Origin of the sequence: Parabacteroides sp. HGS0025, from assembly GCF_000969845.1 — a bacterium.
Taxonomy (GTDB): domain Bacteria; phylum Bacteroidota; class Bacteroidia; order Bacteroidales; family Tannerellaceae; genus Parabacteroides; species Parabacteroides gordonii.
Genome location: NZ_KQ033902.1, coordinates 1474983 through 1499496 on the forward strand (window position 1 = coordinate 1474983; position 24514 = coordinate 1499496).

The following is a 24514-nucleotide window of genomic DNA, read 5'->3' on the forward strand; positions in this document are numbered from 1 at the left end:
TTTAATTAGATTATAAAGTGATATTTACACCAAAGACAAAGCTTTTGGTTGGAGGTGTATCCACCTGACGATAACCATTTAATGGAACATCGGGATCAACACGATCACATTTAGACCAGATCATAAACGGATTATTTGAACGGAAATAAACTCTCAGGTTATTGAATATATTTTTCCAAACCGGAAGATTATAACCCAATGTAATTTCACGCATACGGATATTATCCGAAGAAACGATTGTTCTGCTGGAGAAACGATCCGTACGATAAGGATTCGCGTAAATAGGCTTCGGATAGTCTACTACGTCACCCGGATTTTTCCAATAATTACCGGCTACATCATTTTCTACATTGAAAGAGCCTAAACGAAATCCGTCATGATGGAAGAAATATCCCGGATAATCGAACATATCACCACCAAACTGATAAGTGATCAGGAAAGACAAGTCGAAATCACGGTATTTGAATGTATTGGTCAAACCACCGATCACATCAGGTACAGCTTTACCAACTATACCTTTACCTGCTTCAGCATAATAATTGACAACACCCTGGCTGTGATCATTAGGATCCTTCCAGAATTCACCTAAACCAGTTTCAGGATTAACACCTTTCCATTCCGGTAAATAGAATGTATACATGGATTCACCTTCACGGTGCAGATACATTTCACCATCTCCGTATTGGATATCTTTTCCTTCGGGAAGTTTATTGATTTTAACCTGCTGATAAGTCAGGTTGAAGTTGGTATCCCATGAAAAATCGTGAGTTTTGATATTCTGAGAATTAACTTCTATCTCAAGACCTGTATTCTTCAATTCACCTAAATTCTGCCAGTTGTCTTCAAAACCAGTAACGATAGATGTCGGAACTTTAAACAAAAGGTCTGTTGTCTTTTTGTTATAATATTCAACAGTCAGGTTAACACGCTGATACATATTCCAGTCTAAACCGATATTGAAATTCTGAGACTTTTCCCATCCTAATTTACTGTTACCAGCCTGGTCCCAATAAATGGCAGAAGAAGGGCCATAACCTGAGCTGAATGAATACAATGCCAGGTTTGCATAGTAATCACTAGGCAAGTTACCATTTGTACCATAAGAAAGACGTAATTTCAAATCAGAGAATAAGTCGTTATCCTTCAGGAAATCTTTATTTATTCTCCAGGCTCCTGATACAGACCAGAAATTAGCCCAACGATTATCTGCACCCAGGCGGGAAGAACCATCACGACGGAAGCTGGCAGATAAATAATACTTATTGTCATAATTATAGTTCGCTGTTGCCAGATAAGAAACTAAACCTGATTCATATACATTACTGTAAGCGTTATCCGGCTGACCATTACCCAATTCAGGCAACTTATCTGTCGAATACTGTTTTGCAGTTGCAATTACATTAGTCAACTGTTGATTTTCAACTTCAAAACCGCCCAGTACGTCAAACGAATGTATATCATTCCACAGATTAGCATATCTCAATGTTGAAGAACTGGTCAAATTACGATTTTCATAATTATAACGAGAACCTAACCCTTTAACCGATTCTCCGTCCACACTTGTCGGACTCCAGTATTCAAAGTGTTTTGTATCGATAAAGTCATAACCTAAGATGCTTTTGAAAGAGACTTTATCTGAGAATTTCACCTGGACATCTGCATTAGTCAAGCTACGCATGGTCTTAGACTTAATCCACTGATCAATACCGAGCATTAAATGAGGGTTGGATGCCGCACCCCAGTTTGCTTCCTCATTATAAGATCCGTCTGGATTCTTCACCGGAGCAGTTGGGTCTGAACTGAACACCAGACTCAAAGGAGAAGATGTTCCGATTCCCTGTGCCTGATCACCCTGGTCACGCCCTCCGTTTTGCTTTGAATAAGCAATAGATTGTTTTACACCAAAGCTCAACCAATTATTTATCTGATGATCCAAGTTCAAACGACCGCTTAAACGATCAAAATCAGTACCGATTACGATACCTTCAGACTTATTATAACCAAATCCAACATAGAATTGTGTCTTATCAGCACCACCACTGATAGCTACCTGATGATCCTGCGTCAAAGCTGTACGATAAACCTCGTCTCTCCAGTTAGTATTCGTTTTACCGGAAGGATCATTGAAGAAAGAAGCCATATCGCCTTCTGAATCGATAAGAGCATAAGCTTCTTCACGGTTGCCTGCATCACCATTCAAAATGTAATAGTTTGCAATCGCTTCTTTTCCATATTCGAGTATCTGGTTAGCATCCATCGGAACAAACTGTTTTACAGCCATGTTTGACCATCCAACTTCACCGGTATAAGAAACTTTCGTTTTACCCTTTTTACCTGATTTAGTAGTAATGATGATTACACCGTTAGCAGCACGTGATCCATACAGAGAAGCGGCGGCAGCATCTTTCAGCACTGTCATGTTCTCAATATCTTCCGGGTTCAAAGAACTAAGGATGCTGGAAGTTTTACCGTAATAACTCATGTCGCTGTCATTCTTAACAGGAACACCATCGATTACATATAACGGTGACTTCGATGCACTAATAGACCCAACACCACGGATGTTGATTTCACCTGGAGAACCGGGGTCACCTGTAGTAGTAGTTACACGTACACCAGTCAATTTACCGGCCAATGCTTTGTCTAACGATTCTTTGGATCCTGATACGATTTCATCCGAACTAACGGCTTTTGCAGAACCTGTAAAAGATGCCTTTTTTGCAGTTCCGTAGGCAACAACCATCACTTCATCCAGAGCTTGACTAGAGGTTTTTAATAGCACTCTAATCTGAGGCTTAACAGAGACCTCCTGGCTTTCCATTCCTACATAAGAAATCACCAGAGTCTTTGCAGAACTATGTCCTTCATTAATATGCTGTTTATCAACTATTTATACCATATTGTGTAATAGTGGTTATAATGGAAATAAAGTATTGTTTCTAAGCTGGAAATTGATATAAGATAACATTTAAAAGGTTTATTGTTAGGTACTTATATTCCATATCATAAAAAAGAGCAAAATTGGGTATCATTATATCTAATACTCAAATTCTACTCCTTTTTGATGGGTTTTAAGACTACTTCTTTAGGGGAAAATTCATTATTTATTTCAGTAAAACCTGTAATTAATTATCTAAATGCAGTCGTATAAATATTTTTCAACCAATACTCAAAAATAGGATCTTGTATTTCGGTAATATTTCCCGGCAAAATATCAATCAAGTCTTTTTCCAACGTCGCTTTTCTCAAATTCTTGATATTAGCAGATGTACCCAATTTATATTTAGTCAATACTTCTTTTGAAGAAAAATTGACAACACCATCTGCTACTGCTAATAAGAAGTTTATCTGTTTTGATGTTAAGCTGTCTATTATATTGGCAAACAGAAGACTTAACTGAGCTGTTAAACTCAAAAAGGCTTCATTTATTATATCTTCAGAACATTGCTTTTTTGTTCGGAGCCAAACCTGCTGGCTTAATTGTTGGACATAATAAGGATGATCTTTAACCCTGGCTGCTATTGTGTTACATAAATCTTCAGAGATACTTTTACCTGTATCAGTAAAACGTGCAGAAATAAATGGAGCCCAATCAGCTCTACTTATTTTGTGTAGAAACAAAATATCTCCGAATTTGTAAAAAGGCATGCTATAGTCATTAAAAATATCCAATAACATATGCCGCTTACTCCCATAGAGACAGTAGCAGACAGAAGAATGTTTTTGCCAATGAGCACGTAACTTACGTTGAAAAGCCAGAGGATCTTCGTATTCATTGATATTCTGGAATTCGTCAATACATACAATTATTTTTTTTCCGGTATCGTTGGCAATAGCTTGCGGTAAATCCAGTATTTCATCATAAGTCAATTTATTATCCTTGAAATTTATACCAAATGATAATTCATAGGTTTGACTAGTATCTGATAATGATACGATTGGTGCCATTCTTCCCAAATATTTTTTGACACCGGATACAAATTCTTCCCAGGCAGAAGTTGATACTTTCATCAATGCATTAGCATAAGCTATATAAAACTCTTCTTCTGTCCGGCAATTAAAAATATCAACATGACAGATATAGTAATCTTTGCTTGAATCCAGTAATATTTGTGCCGTTTTATTGACTAAAGAAGTTTTACCCCATCGACGCGGAGATATGATAATAGTATTGATCAAACTATTGAAATTCTGTGTTAACAGCTTGACTTCCTGCTCTCTGTCAGTAAAATTCTCTTTGTCCGCTATACGGCCATATACAAAAGGAGTATCCATAACTATCTATGTTTTGATGAAAACAAAGATAGTTTAAACAAATGAAATCAACAAATTTCAAATCAATCGATTTGAAATTTGTTGATTTCATTGATGCAGTCCGATTCTTGTTGTAAACACACCATTCATAAATATCAAAATGTCAATTTAACCTGCTTGTAGAATGACTGTGCGAGGAATAAACCAGACTTATTATTTTTTATGCGATTGTCAACCACTATGCAAATAACATTTAGCACTTTCTCAACTCTATAAAACATAATTATAAAATCATTTTTGAAACATCATAAAACAACAAGTTGAATATATCCTGAAATATTAGTAAATATGATATTATATATATAAAGCTGTTTTGTGTTGATATAGAGAATAAAAATGTTATTCAACATGCTTTTGGGGTGCTGAATTGCTTCAAAAAAAATAGCGATAAACACTTGTTAACTAAAATCTCGGTTTAAATGGAACTTAATCTCGTTTAAAACAAAAAATAATTTCGTTTTAAACGAAGTTCGGTTTTCTTTAAATAAATCAGAATAGATGTATTTTTAGACAAATGTGTTAATTAATGTATTCCAAAGTCTTCTGTAATGCTAAATTTAAACGCTATGCTTGTTATACAAAATCAATAATAAAAATTATTTTGCTTGCTATAATGCAATTACAGTTTCGTTTTGACACTTAGCTGTACAGATATAATAAACCCCGATAATCAGAATCGACTATCGGGGTTCACCTTATCTGGTAGTAATATTTTTATTCCCAACCGGCATTTTGTTGACTTGCCAGTGACGGGTTTCTTAAGATGTCATTCAATGGAACAGGCCAGATAAAACGTTTATCTGTATATGGGATAAATCTTTTACTAGAGCTATACCATTCCGGCTTAATTTCACTGTTGACAACAAATACACCTTTACCTTTACAGTTGTTGTATTCTATCTTAGCAGGAATACCACCCGAAGGAGCTATATCATCGTTTGCTAAACGGTGAATGTCTTCCCAACGACGACCTTCGCCATGAAATTCAATACGACGTTCCCACAAGATCGCTTCTACAAGAGATTTTGTGTCAGCGAAATCCGAAGCTTTATAACTTTCTTGTGCCGGATTTGCTAATGATCTGTCGCGTACTTCATTCAACTTTTCGAGAGCTAATGTTTTATTATTAGCGCGTGCGGCTGCTTCTGCCTCGTTCAACAGAACTTCTGCATAGCGAAGGAGCGGAGCCCAAGCATCCTGAGAAGTAGGATCCTGGTATTTATCGCAATAATAATAATCGTCAGAAGCACGATACAACAGCAAATTGCGACGTTTGTCATCTTTTGTCCAATAGCTTGAATTATAGACAGTCGGAGATGAAGTTATGATTGCACGACCGCCATCGCGTCCCGACATCATCTGACCTAAAGAACCGTTTACATCCGGATTGTCTTCCGTACTGTTTTCTATCGAAAATATTGATTCTTTATTATCTGAACTTGAAGTAAACGGAGTTGCCGGATCTGCTTCCAACTGGAAACGTCCACCTTCCAGTTTCTTTGCCTCCTCAATTACCTTATCCCAATTTCTCATGTGCAAATAAACACGGGTCTTCAATGCTATTGCAGCACCTTTAGACGCACGGGATATTTTACTGGCTGTAATAAGATCGGGCAAAAGCTGCTCTGCATCATCCAAATCCTTTATGATCTGCGCATATGTTTCAGTCACAGTAGAACGACCGATTTTCAAACCTTCCTGAATAGACTCCGGAGTATTGAATGCTGTTGTATAAATCGGTAAACCATAATTATTATTACCATCGATATTGAGAGGAAGTGCATAATGAATCAACAAATTATGATATGTCAAAGCACGTAAAAACAAACATTCTCCTTTATATTGATTAGCCAGTGCTTCAGTGAGTATACCATTACTTCCGGCATATTCCTGACCAGCCATTACTGTGTTGTAACGGTTGATGGCCTCAAAAGAAGTCTCCCACATAGCAACATTATTCGCCGTAGACAGGTTATAAGTAGCTGAGTATGTATAATCATAGAACTGAGCAGTCAAGTTCATGTCTTCGCCTCTCATTTCACCTTGTTGTATACTTGCAGCTCCGAAAGGATAACCACGTTGCCAACCATTAGTGGAATTGATATACATACCGCATTGAGCTGCATCATAGGCTCCGATCATTGATAACTCACATCGTTCGGGAGTACCGTAAGCGGTCAGATCCGAGAACTTATCGACCGGCGACAGATCCACTACATCACTTTCGCAAGCAGTGAATAAGGGTAGCGAAATTAAGGCTGCGCCTAATGCTACAACTGATATATTTTTATATAGTTTTTTATTTAGCATAATTGTAATTTTCTACTGATTTATATTCTTAAACTTAGAATGTGATATTTGCACCAAAAGTGAATGAACGCTGTTGAGGCATACCGTTCCAGTCTACGCCCAGACGAGTATTTGTTTCCGGATCCAAACCTGAATATCCGGTGATAGTAAACAGGTTCTGAGCCTGTGCATATAAGCGGATCTTTGTGATGTTCAATGCCGACAGTACTGATTTCGGCAAAGTATAACCTAAAGCCAGGTTAGATAATTTCAGGTAATTTCCTTTCTCTACGAAATGAGAGTCTGTAAAACCGTCATTAAATAAGGCGGCAGCGTCACCATAACCAATTCTTGGAGTCATACCATCACCCGTTTGTGTAGGAGATACCCATCTACCTAAAATTTCCTTACCATTATTAGCAAATTCCATATTCATCAAAGCACTCTGACGGGAGGCGTTCATGATTTTATTACCTCCTGAGAAGCGAAGGAATATGTTTAAATCGAAATCTTTATAGGTAATCGTATTGTTCCATCCTCCGAACCAGGTTGGCATGGATGAACCTAAGATTTTACGGTCGCTAGAACCCAGAGAAGATTCTTTCGATACGTCTTCAGGATTGGAAGGGTCATATTCAACATAATCATATGAGCCGAATGTATCGAACTGAACCAGGCTACCATCAGCTTTTCTCCAGATAGGGTTACCATTTTCCATATTGACTCCGTAATAGTCGTACCCGTAGAGTGAACGATAAGATTCTCCTTCACGAATAATTGTGTAATTATCAATAATATCAGTACCGGAATATAGCGATTTGACAGTGTTTTTAACTGTAGAGAAGTTGAAATCCGAGCGCCAGTTCCAATCTTTAGTAGCAATAATCGTACCACCAACAGTTAACTCAAAACCTGAGTTCTTGATTTTACCGATATTGTCGTAATAAGAATTATAAGGAACACCCATTGTAGGAGCTGTCGGAACTTCCAAAACAAGGTCTTTTGAGTTCTTTTGCCAGTAAGCCAGCTCAAATGTCAGGCGATTATTGAACATGGAACCATCCAGACCGATGTCGAATGTTTCTGTTGTTTCCCACTTCAGGTTATTGTTACCCATGCGGTTCCAGGCAACACCTGATTGCGATCCGTATAATTTTGCGCCATAAGTTCCCAAATATGGAAAGTTATTTCCCAAATCAGAGTTACCTAACGTTGCGTAGCTGGCACGAACACGTAAGTCGTTAAACCATTCATTAACCTGAGAATCTTTCCAGAAATTTTCACGAGACAGACGCCAAGCAATAGAAGCTCCCCAGAATGTACCCCAACGAGTATCTTCCGGCAAACTGGACAATCCATCGTAACGAATAGATGCACCTGCATAATACTTGCTGTCGTAGTTATAGTTCGCACGGAACATATAAGATGCCAGACCATTGAATGTCTTATAACCACCTACATCCTTTATACCGAATGTATTAGAAATGATATGATCCGTAAAGAATCTGTCTGATAACTGCTGAACGGATGCATCCGTATATTCATACTGGCTGTGAGTGTATTCCTGAACGGCAGTTGCGCTCAAGTTGTGAACATCATTGAATGAATGATTGAAATTCAAAATATTTTGCCAGTTCCAGTTTTCGTAAGTTGTATTTACTTCTTCAATTAATCCCTTACGTCCATAACCATCGCCCGATTCTGAATCCCAGTACATAAAGTCTTTCACATTTGAGATATCCAAACCGCCTTGTGTTTTTAATGTAAGTCCGTCTATGATCGTGATTTCAGCCCAACCACCACCGATGGTACGTGTATTGCTCGAGCGGTTTACATTGTTATCCAACGCCCAAACAATATTTTGTATACCGTTATCGATGTAAGAAAGGTTATTACCACGGCCTAATGATTTACGGCTTTCTTTATCGATATTATAACCAGTGACATCAGTCGGATCGTATACGTCTACGTTAGGGAGCATACGTACACCGGCAAAACCGACACCTCCCAATGAATTTTCGGAATTCGATATACCATTCAGTTTGGTACGGCTCATCTGACCATTCAAACCAACGCGTAACCACTTTGTTGCCTGCTGGGTTAAGTCAGCTTTCAATGTCAGACGATTCATATCATTGGAGCGAACAATACCTTCCTGTTCTGTGAAACCAAAAGATACATAATACTGACTTTTGTCTGTACCACCACTAGCTGCTACATTATGACTATGTTGAAAACCAGTCTGGAAAATATAATCGTTCCATTTGGTATCCGGGCCTGCGGCATCATAAACAGCTTGTCCTTTTTCACCCCAGTTCTCAAATTTTTCATTCGCTATCGTAACGAAATCTTTAGCACCTAACAGATCATGCAATTTGCTCGCATTGGCTGCACTTACATAACCGTCGTAAGTAACTTTTGCACGGCCTTTGGTTCCTTTTTTAGTCGTAACCAAAACAACACCGTTAGCAGCACGTGAACCATAAATAGCCGTAGCAGCACCGTCTTTCAAGATTTCTACTGATTCAATATCGTTCGGGTTAATATCCGACATTGCATTGAATGAAGCGTACAACTGGCCCAAGCCTGTTTTCCCGTCTCCATTATCACCGGTAGCGATCGGCATACCGTCTACAATGAACAAAGGTTGTGAACTGGAACTGATGGTACTCATACCACGAACCTTAAATTGAGGACCCGAACCCAATACACCACTCGGGGTACTAACCTGTACACCTGCAGCACGACCTGCCAGCTGGGTATCAAATGAGGGCGCAGCCAGATTACTTAACTCTTCTCCGCCAACTTTGGCAATAGAGCTCGTAACGTCTCTCTTGCGTTGAGTTCCATATCCTACAACGACAATCTCATCAAGATTCTGAGTGTCTGATTTTAACTTGATATGAACGATCGGAGAAACGGAAACCTCTTGAGTTTCCATGCCTACATAAGAAACGGTCAGAGTCTTTGCAGAACTTGGTACATCCAATGAGAACGCACCATTAAAATCAGTCACTGTACCGACCATTGTACCTTTTACAACAATCGATGCACCAATAATTGGCTCATTATCATCCGCCGAAATAACAGAACCTGTTATCTTCGTCGTCTGAGCAGTCGCCACCCCAATGCCTAGTACTAGGCAGAATAAAAGATAAGTCAACTTTTTCATAGACACACTTTTTTATTTAACTTATAAATAACTAATTTGCACTATATTGTGAATACTTTGCCAAAACCTATTATAAAACACACCAGAGAGACCGCAAATGTAATAATAAATTTATTATAACAACAAATAACTAACAGGTTTTTACAAAAAACAAACTGTTAATTAACAGAATAGCCCCAAAAATCGGTTGTTTTGGACTATTGAAGTATTAGAATAGATTAAAATCTTCCTAACAAAGGGATTAAAATTTCCTATTTTTAACCCCGCCTTATTCACACTTTACATACAGCAATTCCGGCTCTGAAAAACATCGGGTTTCACGAGGGTAGAAAAGTCTCTGCTATTTTGGGGCTTTTTGAGTAATAAAATAAGCTCTTAATGAATTTCAAAAGGAGTATAAAAATGAACACAAGATATCCGGCAAACAAAATTGAAACAGAAAAAAATGCCATCAATTTTGTCGTATCTATTCACGCTACAAATTATGTATGAAATAGATACAAATGCTACCAGAATAGGTATTTTATCAAATTTTCATTTCCTGAGATCTTTGAATCTATTACGGTAGCTGTCTTTATGACCAAGTTCTGCAAAGACTCTGGTAGTTTCTTACGTAGGGATGAAGAGTCAGGAAGTAGCTGTTAAGCCAGTTCTTACTATTTTGTTGGAGTCGGATAGCCAGATGATTGATGAGGTGATGATTGTGGCTTATGGTACAGCTAAGAAGAGTGCATTTACTGGTTCTGCAGCAACAATCAAGACAGAGAAGATTGCAGCTCGTCAAGCCGCTAATTTGACTAATGCTTTGGCTGGTCAGGTTGCAGGTGTGCAAATAACAAGTAACACTGGTCAGCCTGGTAAGGATGCAGAAGTCCGTATTCGTGGTATCGGTTCTATTTCTGCCAGTAACAAGCCGTTGTATGTAGTGGACGGTGTTCCTTACGATGGCGAAATCTCTGCAATCACTACTTCCGATATCGAGTCGATGACCGTGCTGAAAGATGCTGCTTCAAATGCATTGTATGGTGCTCGGGGTGCTAATGGGGTTATTTTGGTTACAACTAAGAAAGGTAAGAGCGGTGAGGCTCGTATTAACTTTGATGCCAAGTGGGGGGTAAACAAACGTGGTATTCCTTCTTATAAAGTTGTTACTGATCCTGGTAAATTCTATGAATTGGCTTATTCTGCTATTTATAACGGTGACTTGAAAGGATATACTGCAGCTGGTGATCTGGCAGCTGCCAATGTTTTTGCCAATCAGCAAATGCTTTCAAGTAAATATTTAGGATATCAGGTCTTTACTGTTCCTAACGGCGAACAGTTGGTCGGTATGGATGGTAAATTAAATCCGAAAGCTACTTTGGGATATAACGACGGTACCTATTATTATTCACCGGATAACTGGACAGATGAATTATTTGAGAATAATGCCCGTCAGGAATACAACTTGAATGTAAGCGGCGCAACAGATAAAATGAGTTATTATATGTCTGCTGGTTATTTGAATGACCAAGGTATCGTTCCAAATTCTGGTTTCAAACGTTATTCAGCTCGTTTAAAAGCTGATTATCAAGTTAAACCTTGGTTGAAATTAGGTGGAAATATGTCATTTGCTCATTATGATAGCCGAGAACAAGATACGGAAGGTAGTACTTCAAATGCAAATGCTTTTTATTCAGCTAATATAATGGGAGCTATCTACCCTATGTATGTTCGCGATGCTTCCGGTAATGTTATGTACGACAAGCGTGGTTTCAAACGATATGATTATGGTTCGGATACGAATTTCTCTCGTGAAGGTGTTATTCCGAATGCGAATCCATTAGCGAGTTATATGCTGGATAAGAGAAATTATGCCGGTGATGTGCTTAGTGGTAAATGGTTTGCGGAAATCGATATTTGGGGTGGTATTAAAGCAAACGTTAATATCGGTGTGGATGCAAACAATGTGCGTATGAGAAACTTAGTGAATCCATATTATGGACAGTATTCCGAAGCAAGTGGTGTGGGAGGAATTATAAGTACCGAGGCCCGGCGTACATTTAGTACAAACCAACAGTATTTGTTGACTTACAATACGACGTTCAATGAAGTTCATAACCTGGATGTATTGGCTGGTCATGAAAACTATAATTACCAGTATTCTTATTTATATGGTAGTCGTGAAAAATTGTATAATCCGGAATTACCTGAATTAAACAATGGTATTTTGAATCAGAATAATAGCGGTTATTCCCAAAATTATGCAACAGAAGGTTGGTTGTTCCGTGTTCAATACGATTATGATGGTAAATATTTTGGTTCTGTCTCTTTTCGCCGTGATGCATCTTCTGCTTTCGACCCGGACAATCGTTGGGGTAACTTCTGGTCTGTTGGTGCCGGTTGGTTAATGAATAAGGAATCTTTTCTGGCTGACCAAAGCTGGATCGATATGTTAAAGTTCAAAATTAGCTACGGTTTACAAGGTAACGATAATCTGATGTATCAAGGTGGTTTATATCGTAACTACTATCCTTATCAGGATCAGTTTACATTGGCAAATAGCAACGGGGATTTTTCTACATCATTATATTATAAAGGTAACAAAGATATCACTTGGGAAACCTCTCACAGTTTTAATACTGGATTTGATTTCACTTTCTGGGGTGGTAAATTGAGTGGTACTGCCGAATATTTCTCTCGTAAAACGACAGACATGCTTTACTTTAAGCCGGTTGCTCCTTCAATGGGGTATTCCCGTTATCCGGAGAATGTAGGTTCGATGGTCAACCGTGGCGTTGAATTGGATTTACATTCTAACATCATCAATACAAAAGACTGGGCTTGGAATGTGGATTTGAACCTGACTCATTTTAAGAATAAAGTATTGAAGCTGGCTCCTGAGTTGAATGGTCAATTGATTGATGGTTCTCGTATCTATCGCGAAGGTGAATCCATGTATCAAAAGTATTTACCGAAATATGTAGGTCCTGATCCTGAAACAGGTGCTCCATCATGGGCTTTGTTGGAACCGGACGAAAATGGAAAGACAACGACAACTACTTATTCCGTGGCATCGTCCAACCGGTTTGCTTCCGGAGATATTTTGCCGAAGGTTTATGGTGGTTTCGGAACTAGTCTGACAGCTTACGGTTTCGACTTCTCAATCACTTTTGCTTATCAACTGGGAGGGCGTATCATGGACAATACTTATGCACAGCTGATGAGTTCGCAAGCAATAGGTGATGCTTGGCATGAAGATATATTGAAAGCTTGGACTCCGGAAAATAAAAATACGGAGGTTCCTCGCTTGAATGTACAGGATCAGCGGTATACGAATACGATAACTCAGGATCGTTGGCTGACAAGTTCTGATTATCTGAGTTTGCAAAATATTACATTCGGTTATACTTTGCCGAAATCCTGGACACGCAAATTACAGATTGAAGGTGTTCGTTTGTATTTTGTAGCTGATAACGTTGCTTTGTGGACGGCTCGTAAAGGTTTGGACCCTCGTCAGGATTATGATGAAGTGGAAAATGTTTATTCACCGATCCGTACAATTTCCGGCGGTATTTCTTTGAATTTTTAATCCGTTAAATAGCATTTAAACTTATGAAGTTAACAAGTAGATATATAATATTAGCAAGTGTCGCTTTCGTGTTGGCCTCTTGCGATTTGGATAAGCTTCCGGAAGGCCAGTATGTTGCTGGAGACCAGAAAGAAGATGTTATTGATAAAAGACCGAATCTGATCACGGCTGAAGTGAATGCGATGGCTGCTCAGTTGAATATGTATGGGACGATCTCTGATGACGCTACAACTTATCATAACGACTATGGTGTACCGGCCATTGCAATGATTTACGAACAAAGCGGGCAGGATATGCCGTCGACGACAACAGGATACAACTGGTTTAATGGAGCTCAGAACTATTCAGACCGTGTTTATACTAGTACGACCGATGAATTGATCTGGAAAATATTCTATAATCATATGAAGGCTGCTAATAATGTGTTGACATTGACGGAAGGTTCCGATGATACTTCTATGAAGATTTATCGTGGTCAGGCATTTGCTGCACGTGCTTACGATTATCTGAATCTGGCCCAGACTTATCAATTTACATATGCAGGACATGAAAATGAACCTTGTGTACCAATTGTGACTGAAACGATGACGGAAGAGGAGTTGCAGAATAATCCTCGTGCTACTGTTCAGCAGGTTTATGACCAGATTATGAGTGACTTGAATCAGGCAATCGAATTATTGGCTGGCAATGATAATGGAACAAACAAAGATCAGATTGATGAAGCTGTTGCTTACGGTTTGCGCGCTCGCGCTAATCTGTTGATGCAAAAATGGGCTGATGCAGCTAAAGATGCGGAAAAAGCAATAGCTGGTGGTACCCCTCAAACATTGGCTGAGGTTTCGACTCCGACATTTAATTCGGCTTCTGCCAGTTCTTGGTTATGGGGAGTTTTGATTTCTCCGGATAACGATGTTGTAACCACAGGTATTATTAACTGGCCTTCTCATTTGAGTTCGTTAACTGGTAACGGATACACGACTTTGGTAGGTGCTTGGCGTTATATTTCAGACAAATTGTATGATCAGATTCCAGCTACAGATATCCGTAAACAGTGGTTTATCTCACCGGATACAACTTCTACACTGGTTGCTAATTCTACAGTTGGAGGAGAATCTGTCATTGACTATTTTGGGTTGACCCCTTATGTAAATGTAAAGTTCGGTCCTTATCAGGATGTAATGGCAAATACAACGAACTCGCAGGACTGGCCATTGATGCGTGTGGAAGAAATGATCTACATCAAGGCTGAAGGTGAGGCTATGAGCGGAAACTTGTCGCAGGCTAAATCTACATTGGAAAGTTTCGTACAGTCTTATCGTGATCCGTCTTATACCTGCAAAGCAACTTCAGCTCAGGAGATGCAGGATGAAATCTGGATGCAACGCCGTGTGGAACTTTGGGGCGAAGGTTTTGCTTTATTCGATATCTTACGTTTGAAGAAACCGATCGATCGTAAAGATACAAACTACGAACCTGTCATTCAATATAGATTAGAACCCGAATCGCAGATTATGATTTATCGTATTCCTCAAGGCGAAGTTGAGTCTAACGAAGGTATTTCGGATGCTGATAACAATCCGGCTGCACCGAATCCTACTGTATAATATGGATACGTATTATTGTTTAATATAAATCGAAAAGGGTGAATTCTAAATTTTTGCCTAATAAATATAGTATAATCTAACCCTCTGATGTGTTATGTATTTGAGGGTATAAATAAACAAATACCCGATAAAGTCCAGTTGATCTTTATCGGGTATTTATATTTTAAGGGATTGGCTATGATTCCAAGAGGGTGATTTTTGATTTAGTCTGTCAGTAAACAACACATTTTCATTTTTTTTCTTTCTATCACTAAAAAAATAGAGCCTCTATGTTTCACTTTCTGAACCAATTATGTTTTTTGTAATATTCTGTTTCCTTTTTAGGTTGTCACTTCTTGTTTTTTGTTTTTTATGATTGGTAAGTCTCTTTTATCTTTGTATCCGAATTGTAGAATAGAGTCGATAAGATCTTTTGTTTTTTAAGGGAGGCCGGATCGATGCGTCTCATTTTGTCGGAACTCCGGTAAATATGTAATAACAAACTTTTAGTTTGTCTTATACGAAAGAAAGAACTTATTATCGTTCCTTCGTGTTTCATTCAGAAAATAAAATATATATCATGGAAAAAGTAATTTACAACTTGGTGTTTAACCGTAAGAAGCTGTTAAACTCAGAAGGGAAAGCTTTAATTCAGGTGGAAGCCTATCTGAATAAGCAGAAGAAGTATTTTTCAACAAAGGTTTATATTAAGCCTTATCAGTGGGACGCAAAGAGGAAAGCTGTAAAGAATCATCCGAATATGGAGTCTCTGAATCAGTATTTGTCTGATTTTGTTGCAGAATTAGAGCAGCTGGAGCTTGAAATAGCCCAAAGTAACAAGGAATTTTCATTGAATGATCTGAAGGAGAAACCAGAGACTGGCCAGATTTCTTTTTCTCAGTTTATGCAAAATGAGATCAAGCAGAGTAATCTGAAACCGTCAACAATGAAGAATCATTTTTCTACATTGCAGGTTCTTTCTTCGTACAAAGCTGAAGTTAGTTTTAACGACTTGAGTTATAATTTTCTTTGCGATTTTGAACACTACCTGTTGGTAAATAAGTATCATCGGAATACGATTGCCAAGCATATGAAACATCTGAAGCGGTATATCAATCTGGCGATCAATAAAGATTTATTCGATCTGCACCGGTATCCTTTCCGTAAATATAAGATCAAATATATGGAAAGTAAAAGATCGCATCTTACTCCCGAGGAACTGGAGCAATTGGAAAGCCCTAACCTGAAGGGACGTCGTACGCTTCGGCGCACGTTGGACATGTTCCTGTTCAGCTGTTATACTGGACTCCGTTTTTCGGATATAGTGAGCATCACGAGGGATAACTTCCATTGTATAGATGATAAAATATGGCTGGTCTATTCTTCCGTCAAGACGGATGTGAATGTTCGTCTGCCTCTTTTCCTTTTATTTGAAGGAAAATCTCTGGCTATTTATGAACGATATAGAAATAGTCCGTGGGAGCTGTTTGAAGTGCCCGCTTCGGCTAATTCAAATATCAACAAGCAGCTCCGCCGCCTTGCCAAGATGGCCAATATAGATAAGAAAGTCTCATTCCACACTGCCCGGCATACGAATGCTACCTTATTATTATATAATGGAGCGAATATAACGACTGTACAGAAGCTTCTCGGACATAAAAGCGTGCGTACAACGGAAATATACAGTAACATTATGGATATGACGGTTGTACGTGACCTTTCCAGCCTGAGTGGCATCAAGTAATTGCATAAAAATGGCATTAGGGAACGTAGGGAATATAGCGTAGATTTTTTCTGTGTTCTCTAATGCGTGTTGACAAAATGACATCTTTTCTTCTTCTTTCTATAGGTGTGCTCTCGGTGTGCCTTTCTTTTTGTTATAAAATACTGCTCTCAAACATTAGAATTCCTATATATTTTTACGGTGTTTATGCTTTGAAAAGTAAATAAAATATCCGACTTTTGTCTGCATGATGAGTCAACCTTTAGCAGAAAGATTACGTCCAAAGACGTTGGATGATTATATCGGACAGAAACACCTTGTCGGACAAGGCGCTGTGCTAAGGAAAATGATCGATGCAGGCCGTATCCCCTCATTTATTCTTTGGGGACCTCCGGGAGTGGGGAAGACGACACTCGCACAAATCATTTCCAATAAGCTGGAAGCCCCTTTCTACACATTGAGTGCGATTAGTTCGGGAGTAAAGGATGTACGTGAAGTGATTGAAAAAGCAAAAGGTAACCGCTTTTTCAATACTGTATCTCCGATTTTATTTATTGATGAAATACATCGTTTCAGCAAATCGCAGCAGGACTCTTTACTGAATGCAGTAGAAACAGGAGTCGTGACATTGATTGGAGCAACGACCGAGAACCCTTCTTTTGAAGTGATCCGCCCGTTATTATCCCGATGCCAGGTGTATGTGTTGAAATCGTTGGATAAAAGCGATCTGCTTACCTTATTGAATAAAGCAGTCAAAGAGGATATTATACTGAAGGATAAAGATATCCGGTTGACAGAAACAGACGCTATGTTGCGCTATTCCGGCGGGGATGCGAGAAAGCTTCTGAATATTCTGGAACTGGTTGTCTCGGCTGAGGAAACAGAAACGATAGAAATAACGGATGAGAGAGTCGTAGAGCGTTTACAGGAGAATCCGGCTGCCTATGATAAAGGCGGGGAAATGCATTACGATATTATCTCGGCTTTTATCAAATCGATTCGGGGAAGCGACCCCGATGGTGCGATTTACTGGTTGGCCCGTATGGTGGCAGGAGGGGAGGATCCCGAGTTCATTGCCCGCCGGCTTGTCATTTCGGCGGCGGAAGATATCGGATTAGCTAACCCGAATGCCCTGTTACTGGCAAATGCCTGTTTCGATGCCCTGAAGAAAATCGGTTGGCCTGAAGGAAGGATCATTCTGGCGGAGACAACGGTCTATCTGGCCAGCAGTCCTAAAAGCAATTCGGCTTATATGGCTATAAACGATGCCCTGGCGTTGGTGGAACGTACCGGTAACCTGCCTGTCCCGCTTCATCTGCGCAATGCACCGACCGCGTTGATGAAGGAGTTGGATTATGGTAAGGAATATAAATATGCACATGATTATAAAGACAACTTTGTTAAACAGGACTATTTGCCTAAAGAAGTGCTTAATCAGCGTTTCTGGAAAGGGCAGAATAATCCGGCAGAACAAAAACTGGTCGAGCATATGAAAAAGCTATGGGGTGATCGGTTTTAGTGATAAACTGTCTTTGGTGGGCTAATAATTCTTACGAATTGATTGTATATTTAGAAAAAAGGTGTACATTAGCCGCCTGTTTTAAAAAACACGTTACTTAAATAATATATAACATTAAAAAGAAATTGATATGAAGAAGCACAATTTTTCTGCAGGACCTTCTATTCTGAGCGAATACACGATTAAGAATGCAGCAGCAGCTGTTGAGAATTTCGCAGGTACAGGGTTGTCAATTCTTGAAGTATCTCATAGAGGTAAAGAGTTTGTTGCAGTAAACGACGAAGCCAGAGCATTGATTAAAGAATTACTGGATGTTCCGGCTGGCTACGAGGTTGTATTTCTGGGCGGTGGCGCCAGCATGCAGTTCTGTATGGTTCCTTTCAACTTGCTGAATAAGAAAGCTTCTTATCTGGATACAGGAACATGGGCCTCTAATGCGATCAAGGAAGCTAAATTGTTCGGTGAAGTGGACGTTGTTGCTTCTTCAAAAGATGCTAACTATACTTTTATACCGAAAGGCTATCAGGTTGCTGAAGACTCAGACTATTTCCACTTCACATCCAATAATACTATTTATGGAACGGAAATGCGTTATGATCCGGATATGAAAGTTCGTTTGGTTTCAGATATGTCTTCCGACATCTTCTCCCGTCCGATCGACATCTCCAAATATGACATTATTTATGCCGGTGCCCAGAAGAACCTGGCTCCTGCCGGTGTAACATTGGCTATCGTACGTACGGATGCTTTGGGACATGTAGACCGCGCTATTCCTACTATGCTGAATTATAATACGCATATCAAGAAAGACTCCATGTTCAATACGCCTCCCGTATTCCCTATTTTTGCCGCATTGCAAACATTGAAATGGTATAAGGAACTGGGCGGTATAGCAGCTATCGAAAAGATGAACCTTGAAAAAGCAGCTATCCTGTATGATGAGATCGACCGTAATAAGTTGTTTAAAGGTACTGCCGCTGTGGAAGACCGTTCTATCATGAATGTATGCTTCGTAATGAACGACGAATATAAAGAACTGGAAGAAGAATTCAGCAAATTCGCAGCAGCTGCCGGTATGGTAGGTATCAAGGGACACCGTTCAGTAGGCGGATTCCGTGCTTCTCTTTATAACGCAATGCCTAAGAGCAGCGTAGAAGCGTTGGTTGCTACAATGAAAGAATTTGAAAAACAGCATTGATCATGACAAAAGTATTAGTTGCTACAGATAAACCTTTCGCTGCGATAGCAGTGAAAGGTATCCGTGAAGTAGTGGAAGGTGCAGGTTACGAACTAGCTCTTCTGGAAAAGTATACGGACAAAAGCCAGTTGCTGGATGCCGTTAAGGATGCTAATGCAGTAATCATCCGTAGTGATATCATCGATGCTCCGGTATTGGATGCTGCCAAGGAGCTGAAGATCGTTGTTCGCGCAGGTGCCGGTTACGATAATGTAGACCTGGCTGCCGCTACGGCTCATAATGTATGTGTAATGAACACGCCGGGACAGAACTCCAACGCTGTGGCCGAACTCGTTTTCGGTATGTTGGTGTATGCTGTCAGAAACTTTTATAACGGAACATCGGGAACTGAACTGATGGGCAAGAAGCTCGGTATTCTGGCCTATGGTAACGTAGGACGTAACGTAGCCCGTATAGCCAAAGGATTTGGCATGGATGTGTATGCTTACGATGCTTTCTGCCCCGCAGACGTTATCGAAAAAGACGGTGTAAAGGCTGTTGCTTCTACCGCCGACCTGTTCAAGACTTGCCAGATCGTATCTCTTCATATTCCGGCTACTGCTGAAACAAAAGGTTCTATCAACTTCGAATTGATGAACTCGATGCCTAAAGGCGCTATTGTTGTGAACACTGCCCGTAAGGAAGTGATTGACGAAGCCGGCCTGGCTAAGATGATGGAAGAACGTCCTGACTTTAAGTATATCACGGATATCAAACCGGCTATCGATGCCGATCTGGCTGCTAAATATCCGGATCGTTATTTCGGAACACCGAAAAAGATGGGGGCACAGACTGCCGAAGCGAATATCAATGCCGGTATTGCAGCTGCAAAGCAGATTGTTGACTTCCTGCAGAACGGAAACGAAAAATTCAGAGTAAATAAGTAAATCCGCAACACTATGGCAAAGATTAAACCTTTCAAAGGTATCCGTCCTCCAAAAGATTTAATAAAAGAAGTCGCTTCACGCCCTTATGATGTGTTGAATTCGGAAGAAGCACGCGAAGAAGCAAAAGGAAACGAAAAGTCTTTATACCATATCATCAAGCCGGAAATAGATTTTCCGGTAGGAACTGATGAACACGATGCTGCCGTCTACGAAAAAGCAGCAGAGAACTTCCAGATGTTCCAGGATAAAGGTTGGTTGGTTCAGGATCAGAAAGAACAATATTATGTCTATGCACAGACAATGAACGGACATACACAGTATGGTTTGGTTGTTTGTGCCTATGTAGACGACTATCTGAAAGGCAATATCAAGAAACATGAACTGACCCGTCGCGATAAAGAAGAAGACCGTATGAAGCATGTTCGTGTGAACAATGCCAATATCGAACCAGTATTCTTTGCTTATCCCGACAATCCTGAACTGGATGCTATCGTGAAGAAATATACGGTAAAGGTACCGGAATATGACTTCGTGGCAGAACTGGATGGTTTCGGTCATACCTTCTGGATTATCGACGAAGAAAAAGATATTGCCCGCATCACTGAGTTATTCGAAGCGATGCCTTCATTATATATAGCAGACGGTCACCACCGTTCGGCTGCTGCTGCCTTAGTGGGAGCGGAGAAGGCAAAACAGAATCCGAACCATCGCGGGGATGAAGAATATAACTTCTTTATGGCTGTTTGCTTCCCGGCTAATCAGTTGACTATTATCGACTATAACCGTGTTGTAAAAGACCTGAACGGATTGACGGAAGAAGAGTTCCTCTCAAAAGTGGCAACGAACTTTACCGTAGAAGAAAAAGGTACGGATATATATAAACCGGCCGGACTTCATAACTTCTCCCTCTATCTGGGCGGTAAGTGGTATTCCCTGACAGCTAAACCGGGAACATACAACGACAATGATCCGATCGGTGTACTGGATGTGACGATCTCTTCCAACCTCATTCTGGATGAAGTGCTGGGTATTAAAGACCTCCGTTCGGATAAACGGATCGACTTCGTTGGTGGTATCCGTGGTCTGGGCGAATTGAAACGCCGTGTGGACAGCGGGGAAATGAAAGTGGCTCTGGCACTGTATCCTGTCACCATGAAGCAATTGATGGATATAGCCGATACCGGAAATATCATGCCTCCCAAGACAACCTGGTTCGAACCGAAACTACGTTCGGGACTGGTTATCCATAAATTGGTATAAGAACGATTTATCCATAAATAGAAAAGCCTCAGACTTTTGGTGAGGGCACTGAAAAAGTCCTTTTTATAGCAATCGGCTTCTAATTAGTCAGCACATATCCACCAATATATTGGGATATGTGCTGACTTTTTCTTATCTTTATAGGTATAAATCAAGCAGATATGGTACCATCTCAACAGACCTTCCAATTCAGTCAATACTCAAGTTTATATGACTTGATAGTTCCGGCAGACAATTTATTACGCCGTATAAACGACCTTATCGACTTCTCCTTTATCCACAAAGAGCTTTTGAATAAATACTGTATTGACAATGGACGAACAGCAGAAAGCCCTGTACGGATGTTCAAATACCTTCTGCTGAAAACCATCTTTGATATATCGGATGTAGATGTAGTTGAGCGTTCGCGTTATGATATGTCTTTCAAGTATTTTCTTGGTATGTCACCTGAAGAGACAAAACTCATCAATCCGAGTTCTTTGTGCAAATTCCGCAAACTTCGCCTCAAAGACAAAGATATGCTGAACCTCCTTATTGGCAAGACCGTATCCATCGCCATCGAAAAAGGCATTATTAAATCGAAAACGATCATTGTTGACGCCACTCACACAGGTTCTCGCAGTAACCCTTACTCTCCGATTGAGGTTTTAAGACTCCGCTCAAAGCAACTTAGAAAGAGCCTTTATGATACCGATGAGTCCATAAAGGAGCATTTACCTAATAAAAACGAAGATGACAATTTAGAGAATGAACTTGATTATGCCAAAGCTTTACTTGATGTGGTATCAACAGATGAAACACTGATAAATGTCCCCAAAGTTAAAGAGCGCCTTAATATGCTCCGAGAGACTCTGACAGACATAGCAGATCACTATGTTACATCCAAAGACGAAGACGCACGCATTGGACACAAAAGTGAAGACGATTCGTTTTTCGGATACAAGACTCACATCGCCATGAGTGATGAACGCATAATAACTGCAGCTACAGTTACTTCGGGAGAAAAAGGCGATGGTCCCCAACTACCTGAGCTCATAGAACAAAGCCGCAATAATGGTATGGTGGTAGAAACCGTTATTGGCGATGCCGCCTATTCAGGAAAAGATAATATTCAACTCTCTGATGAGAGTGAAAACGGATTTGAACTGGTAGCCCGACTTAATCCGGGTATAAGTCAGGGGCATCGTAAGGAAGAACAACTATTTGATTTTAACAAGGATGTAGGCATGTTTGTATGTCCGGCAGGGCACATGGCAATACGACGTGCTAGACAAGGGAAAAAGAATCAGCCGAAAAACCAAACTATAGTATACTATTTCGATGTTAATAAGTGTCGTGTATGCTCACGAAGAGAAGGGTGTTACAAAGAGGGATCAAAAACAAAGACCTACTCGGTAGTCATTAAATCAGACGAACACCAACGACAGTTGACTTTTCAAGGTACTGATGAATTTAAGGCCAAGTCTCGAACAAGATACAAAATTGAAGCTAAAAATGCGGAACTAAAGCAAGTATTCGGATATGACAGAGCCTTATCATACGGGATCTCTTGCATGCAACTGCAAGGTGCTATGGTCATATTTGCTGCAAACATCAAGAGAATACTCAAATTAATCTAAAGTGAGGGCTGTTTTACAATAATTGATCGAGAAATGGGCTTAATGGCTCATGTGAGCGATTCTATAAGCATTTCAAAGAGTCTCGTTCAATAAAAGAAAGTTGCCAAATCCAAAGTTAGGACTTGACAACTTTAATTTTTTAGCGCAACGGAAGAGATTTGTCTGAAAATCTAAAAGGTTTTTCAGTGCCCTCCTTTTGGTCTGAGGCTTTTTTTATAGGTTCTCCTTTATTATAAGAGAACTTTTATGTCTTTTGAATATCCTTATTTCTTCACCCTCTCTGTCACCTTCACCCCTGTATCGATTGCCGTTCCCTGCAATTCGACATATTCAACGCCTAACGGATTGTTGGGCTTGCCTTTTACGTAGAGCGATTCGAGTATGGCCGGTTGGTTGTCGATCGTTGTCATGCAGACATATTTGGAGTCTTTTTTGCAGATCGTCAGTTTCTTGCCGGAGTAGGCAGTCAGGGTCACTTCACTGGTGTCGTCACCTTCCGATACCAGTTTGTAGCCGTAAGCCATTTTACGTTGGAAATAACTTAAGCCGTTGGTTTCTCCCACCCGTTCTTCCCGGTTTACCCAGTAGATGTTGAGAGGAGATTTCGTATTCAGCTTGCCGTTTTCCAGGTTCACGTCGTAGCATACCAGGTTTTTGTTGAGGCTTCGGGCGATATGGAAAAGCCGCTCGGCAGTAGGATAGGTACTGTCGTCCGGGTTGGAAGCATGGACTACCGTAATAAGGGAAAGAAGCAGGATTAAATAAATTGTTTTCATCGCTTATAATTGGGAAGTAAGATAAATTAAATATTCGTCGATACCTTTTTCGTCGTCCGGTTCCGGGCTCCACGGTGCCATATTCTCCGGATGCAGAGGGGCGAAAGGCCCCGGTTTCACTTCATAAACCACCGTGCCTGATTCCAGTACAAGCAGGCAGTGCCAGATACCAGGTTTGATTTCCGCACCATACGAGCCGGCTTTCGGGTCGAGCAACAATTTTTCTGTGATATTTCCTTCTTCATCGAAAAGAAAGAGCATCGCTTTGCCGCGGAGAAGCAGGAATATTTCATCCTTGTTCGGGTTCAGATGGCGGTGCGGACGGATATAGGTGCCCGGTTCCATTGCGTTGAGCAGGCGGTTTACCGGATCGTCCAGTTCTTCATGAAAATTGTAATTCATGCGCAGGCGGGGAGACTGTTTGGCCCGGGCTGTTGTTTCGTCAAGTAATTGTTCGTTAATTATTTTCATGTTGAATAAGTTTTATTTTAAGCTACGAATGTACAAAATAAATCTTGGCTGTTCTACTGATAATCCTTACATTTGTGCGGAACCCAAAAATCA

The 24514-nt window shown here is 40.1% G+C and carries 14 protein-coding genes; 8 read left to right on the forward strand and 6 right to left on the reverse strand.

Annotation, left to right across the window (positions count from 1 at the left end; all coding sequences use genetic code 11):
* Positions 1 to 10 precede the first annotated feature (10 nt).
* From HMPREF1212_RS05495 to HMPREF1212_RS05510, 4 genes are all read right to left on the reverse strand, one after another.
* On the reverse strand, positions 11 to 2842 hold the full coding sequence (locus tag HMPREF1212_RS05495) for a SusC/RagA family TonB-linked outer membrane protein (RefSeq protein WP_082099830.1): 2832 nt from the start codon (positions 2840 to 2842) through the stop codon (positions 11 to 13).
* 287 nt (positions 2843 to 3129) lie between these two features.
* A complete protein-coding gene (locus tag HMPREF1212_RS05500) occupies positions 3130 to 4275 on the reverse strand; it encodes an AAA family ATPase (protein ID WP_028727442.1) in 1146 nt (381 codons plus the stop codon).
* A gap of 753 nt (positions 4276 to 5028) precedes the next feature.
* Entirely contained in the window at positions 5029 to 6624 is a 1596-nt protein-coding gene (locus tag HMPREF1212_RS05505; protein ID WP_046148691.1) for a RagB/SusD family nutrient uptake outer membrane protein, read from the reverse strand.
* A 34-nt stretch (positions 6625 to 6658) separates the two neighbouring features.
* The gene (locus tag HMPREF1212_RS05510; RefSeq protein WP_046148692.1) at positions 6659 to 9775 is read right to left on the reverse strand and encodes a SusC/RagA family TonB-linked outer membrane protein; all 3117 of its coding nucleotides are present in this window, start codon (positions 9773 to 9775) and stop codon (positions 6659 to 6661) included.
* 598 nt (positions 9776 to 10373) lie between these two features.
* Here HMPREF1212_RS05510 and HMPREF1212_RS05515 point away from each other — a divergent pair.
* From HMPREF1212_RS05515 to HMPREF1212_RS05550, 8 genes are all read left to right on the forward strand, one after another.
* Positions 10374 to 13346 carry a SusC/RagA family TonB-linked outer membrane protein gene (locus HMPREF1212_RS05515; RefSeq protein ID WP_082099831.1) on the forward strand — a complete coding sequence of 991 codons (2973 nt, stop codon included), beginning with the start codon at positions 10374 to 10376 and terminating at the stop codon, positions 13344 to 13346.
* A gap of 23 nt (positions 13347 to 13369) precedes the next feature.
* Complete coding sequence (locus HMPREF1212_RS05520) at positions 13370 to 14950, forward strand: RagB/SusD family nutrient uptake outer membrane protein (RefSeq protein WP_046148694.1); 1581 nt, start codon at positions 13370 to 13372, stop codon at positions 14948 to 14950.
* Between the two features lie 559 nt (positions 14951 to 15509).
* A complete protein-coding gene (locus tag HMPREF1212_RS05525) occupies positions 15510 to 16673 on the forward strand; it encodes a site-specific integrase (RefSeq protein ID WP_046150242.1) in 1164 nt (387 codons plus the stop codon).
* A gap of 226 nt (positions 16674 to 16899) precedes the next feature.
* Entirely contained in the window at positions 16900 to 18171 is a 1272-nt protein-coding gene (locus tag HMPREF1212_RS05530) for a replication-associated recombination protein A (RefSeq protein ID WP_028727448.1), read from the forward strand.
* Between the two features lie 130 nt (positions 18172 to 18301).
* Positions 18302 to 19369: a 3-phosphoserine/phosphohydroxythreonine transaminase gene (gene serC, locus HMPREF1212_RS05535; RefSeq protein ID WP_028727449.1), complete on the forward strand. Its 1068-nt coding sequence runs from the start codon at positions 18302 to 18304 to the stop codon at positions 19367 to 19369.
* 2 nt (positions 19370 to 19371) lie between these two features.
* Complete coding sequence (locus HMPREF1212_RS05540; RefSeq protein ID WP_046148695.1) at positions 19372 to 20295, forward strand: NAD(P)-dependent oxidoreductase; 924 nt, start codon at positions 19372 to 19374, stop codon at positions 20293 to 20295.
* A gap of 12 nt (positions 20296 to 20307) precedes the next feature.
* Positions 20308 to 21555: a DUF1015 domain-containing protein gene (locus tag HMPREF1212_RS05545; protein ID WP_046148696.1), complete on the forward strand. Its 1248-nt coding sequence runs from the start codon at positions 20308 to 20310 to the stop codon at positions 21553 to 21555.
* 161 nt (positions 21556 to 21716) lie between these two features.
* The gene (locus tag HMPREF1212_RS05550; RefSeq protein WP_046148182.1) at positions 21717 to 23174 is read left to right on the forward strand and encodes an IS1182 family transposase; all 1458 of its coding nucleotides are present in this window, start codon (positions 21717 to 21719) and stop codon (positions 23172 to 23174) included.
* A 263-nt stretch (positions 23175 to 23437) separates the two neighbouring features.
* On the opposite strand, the gene HMPREF1212_RS05555 is transcribed toward HMPREF1212_RS05550, so the two are convergent.
* Together HMPREF1212_RS05555 and HMPREF1212_RS05560 are read right to left on the reverse strand one after the other, a co-directional pair.
* Positions 23438 to 23950: a DUF4833 domain-containing protein gene (locus HMPREF1212_RS05555; protein WP_046148697.1), complete on the reverse strand. Its 513-nt coding sequence runs from the start codon at positions 23948 to 23950 to the stop codon at positions 23438 to 23440.
* A 3-nt stretch (positions 23951 to 23953) separates the two neighbouring features.
* Complete coding sequence (locus HMPREF1212_RS05560) at positions 23954 to 24421, reverse strand: WbuC family cupin fold metalloprotein (RefSeq protein WP_046148698.1); 468 nt, start codon at positions 24419 to 24421, stop codon at positions 23954 to 23956.
* Positions 24422 to 24514 lie beyond the last annotated feature (93 nt).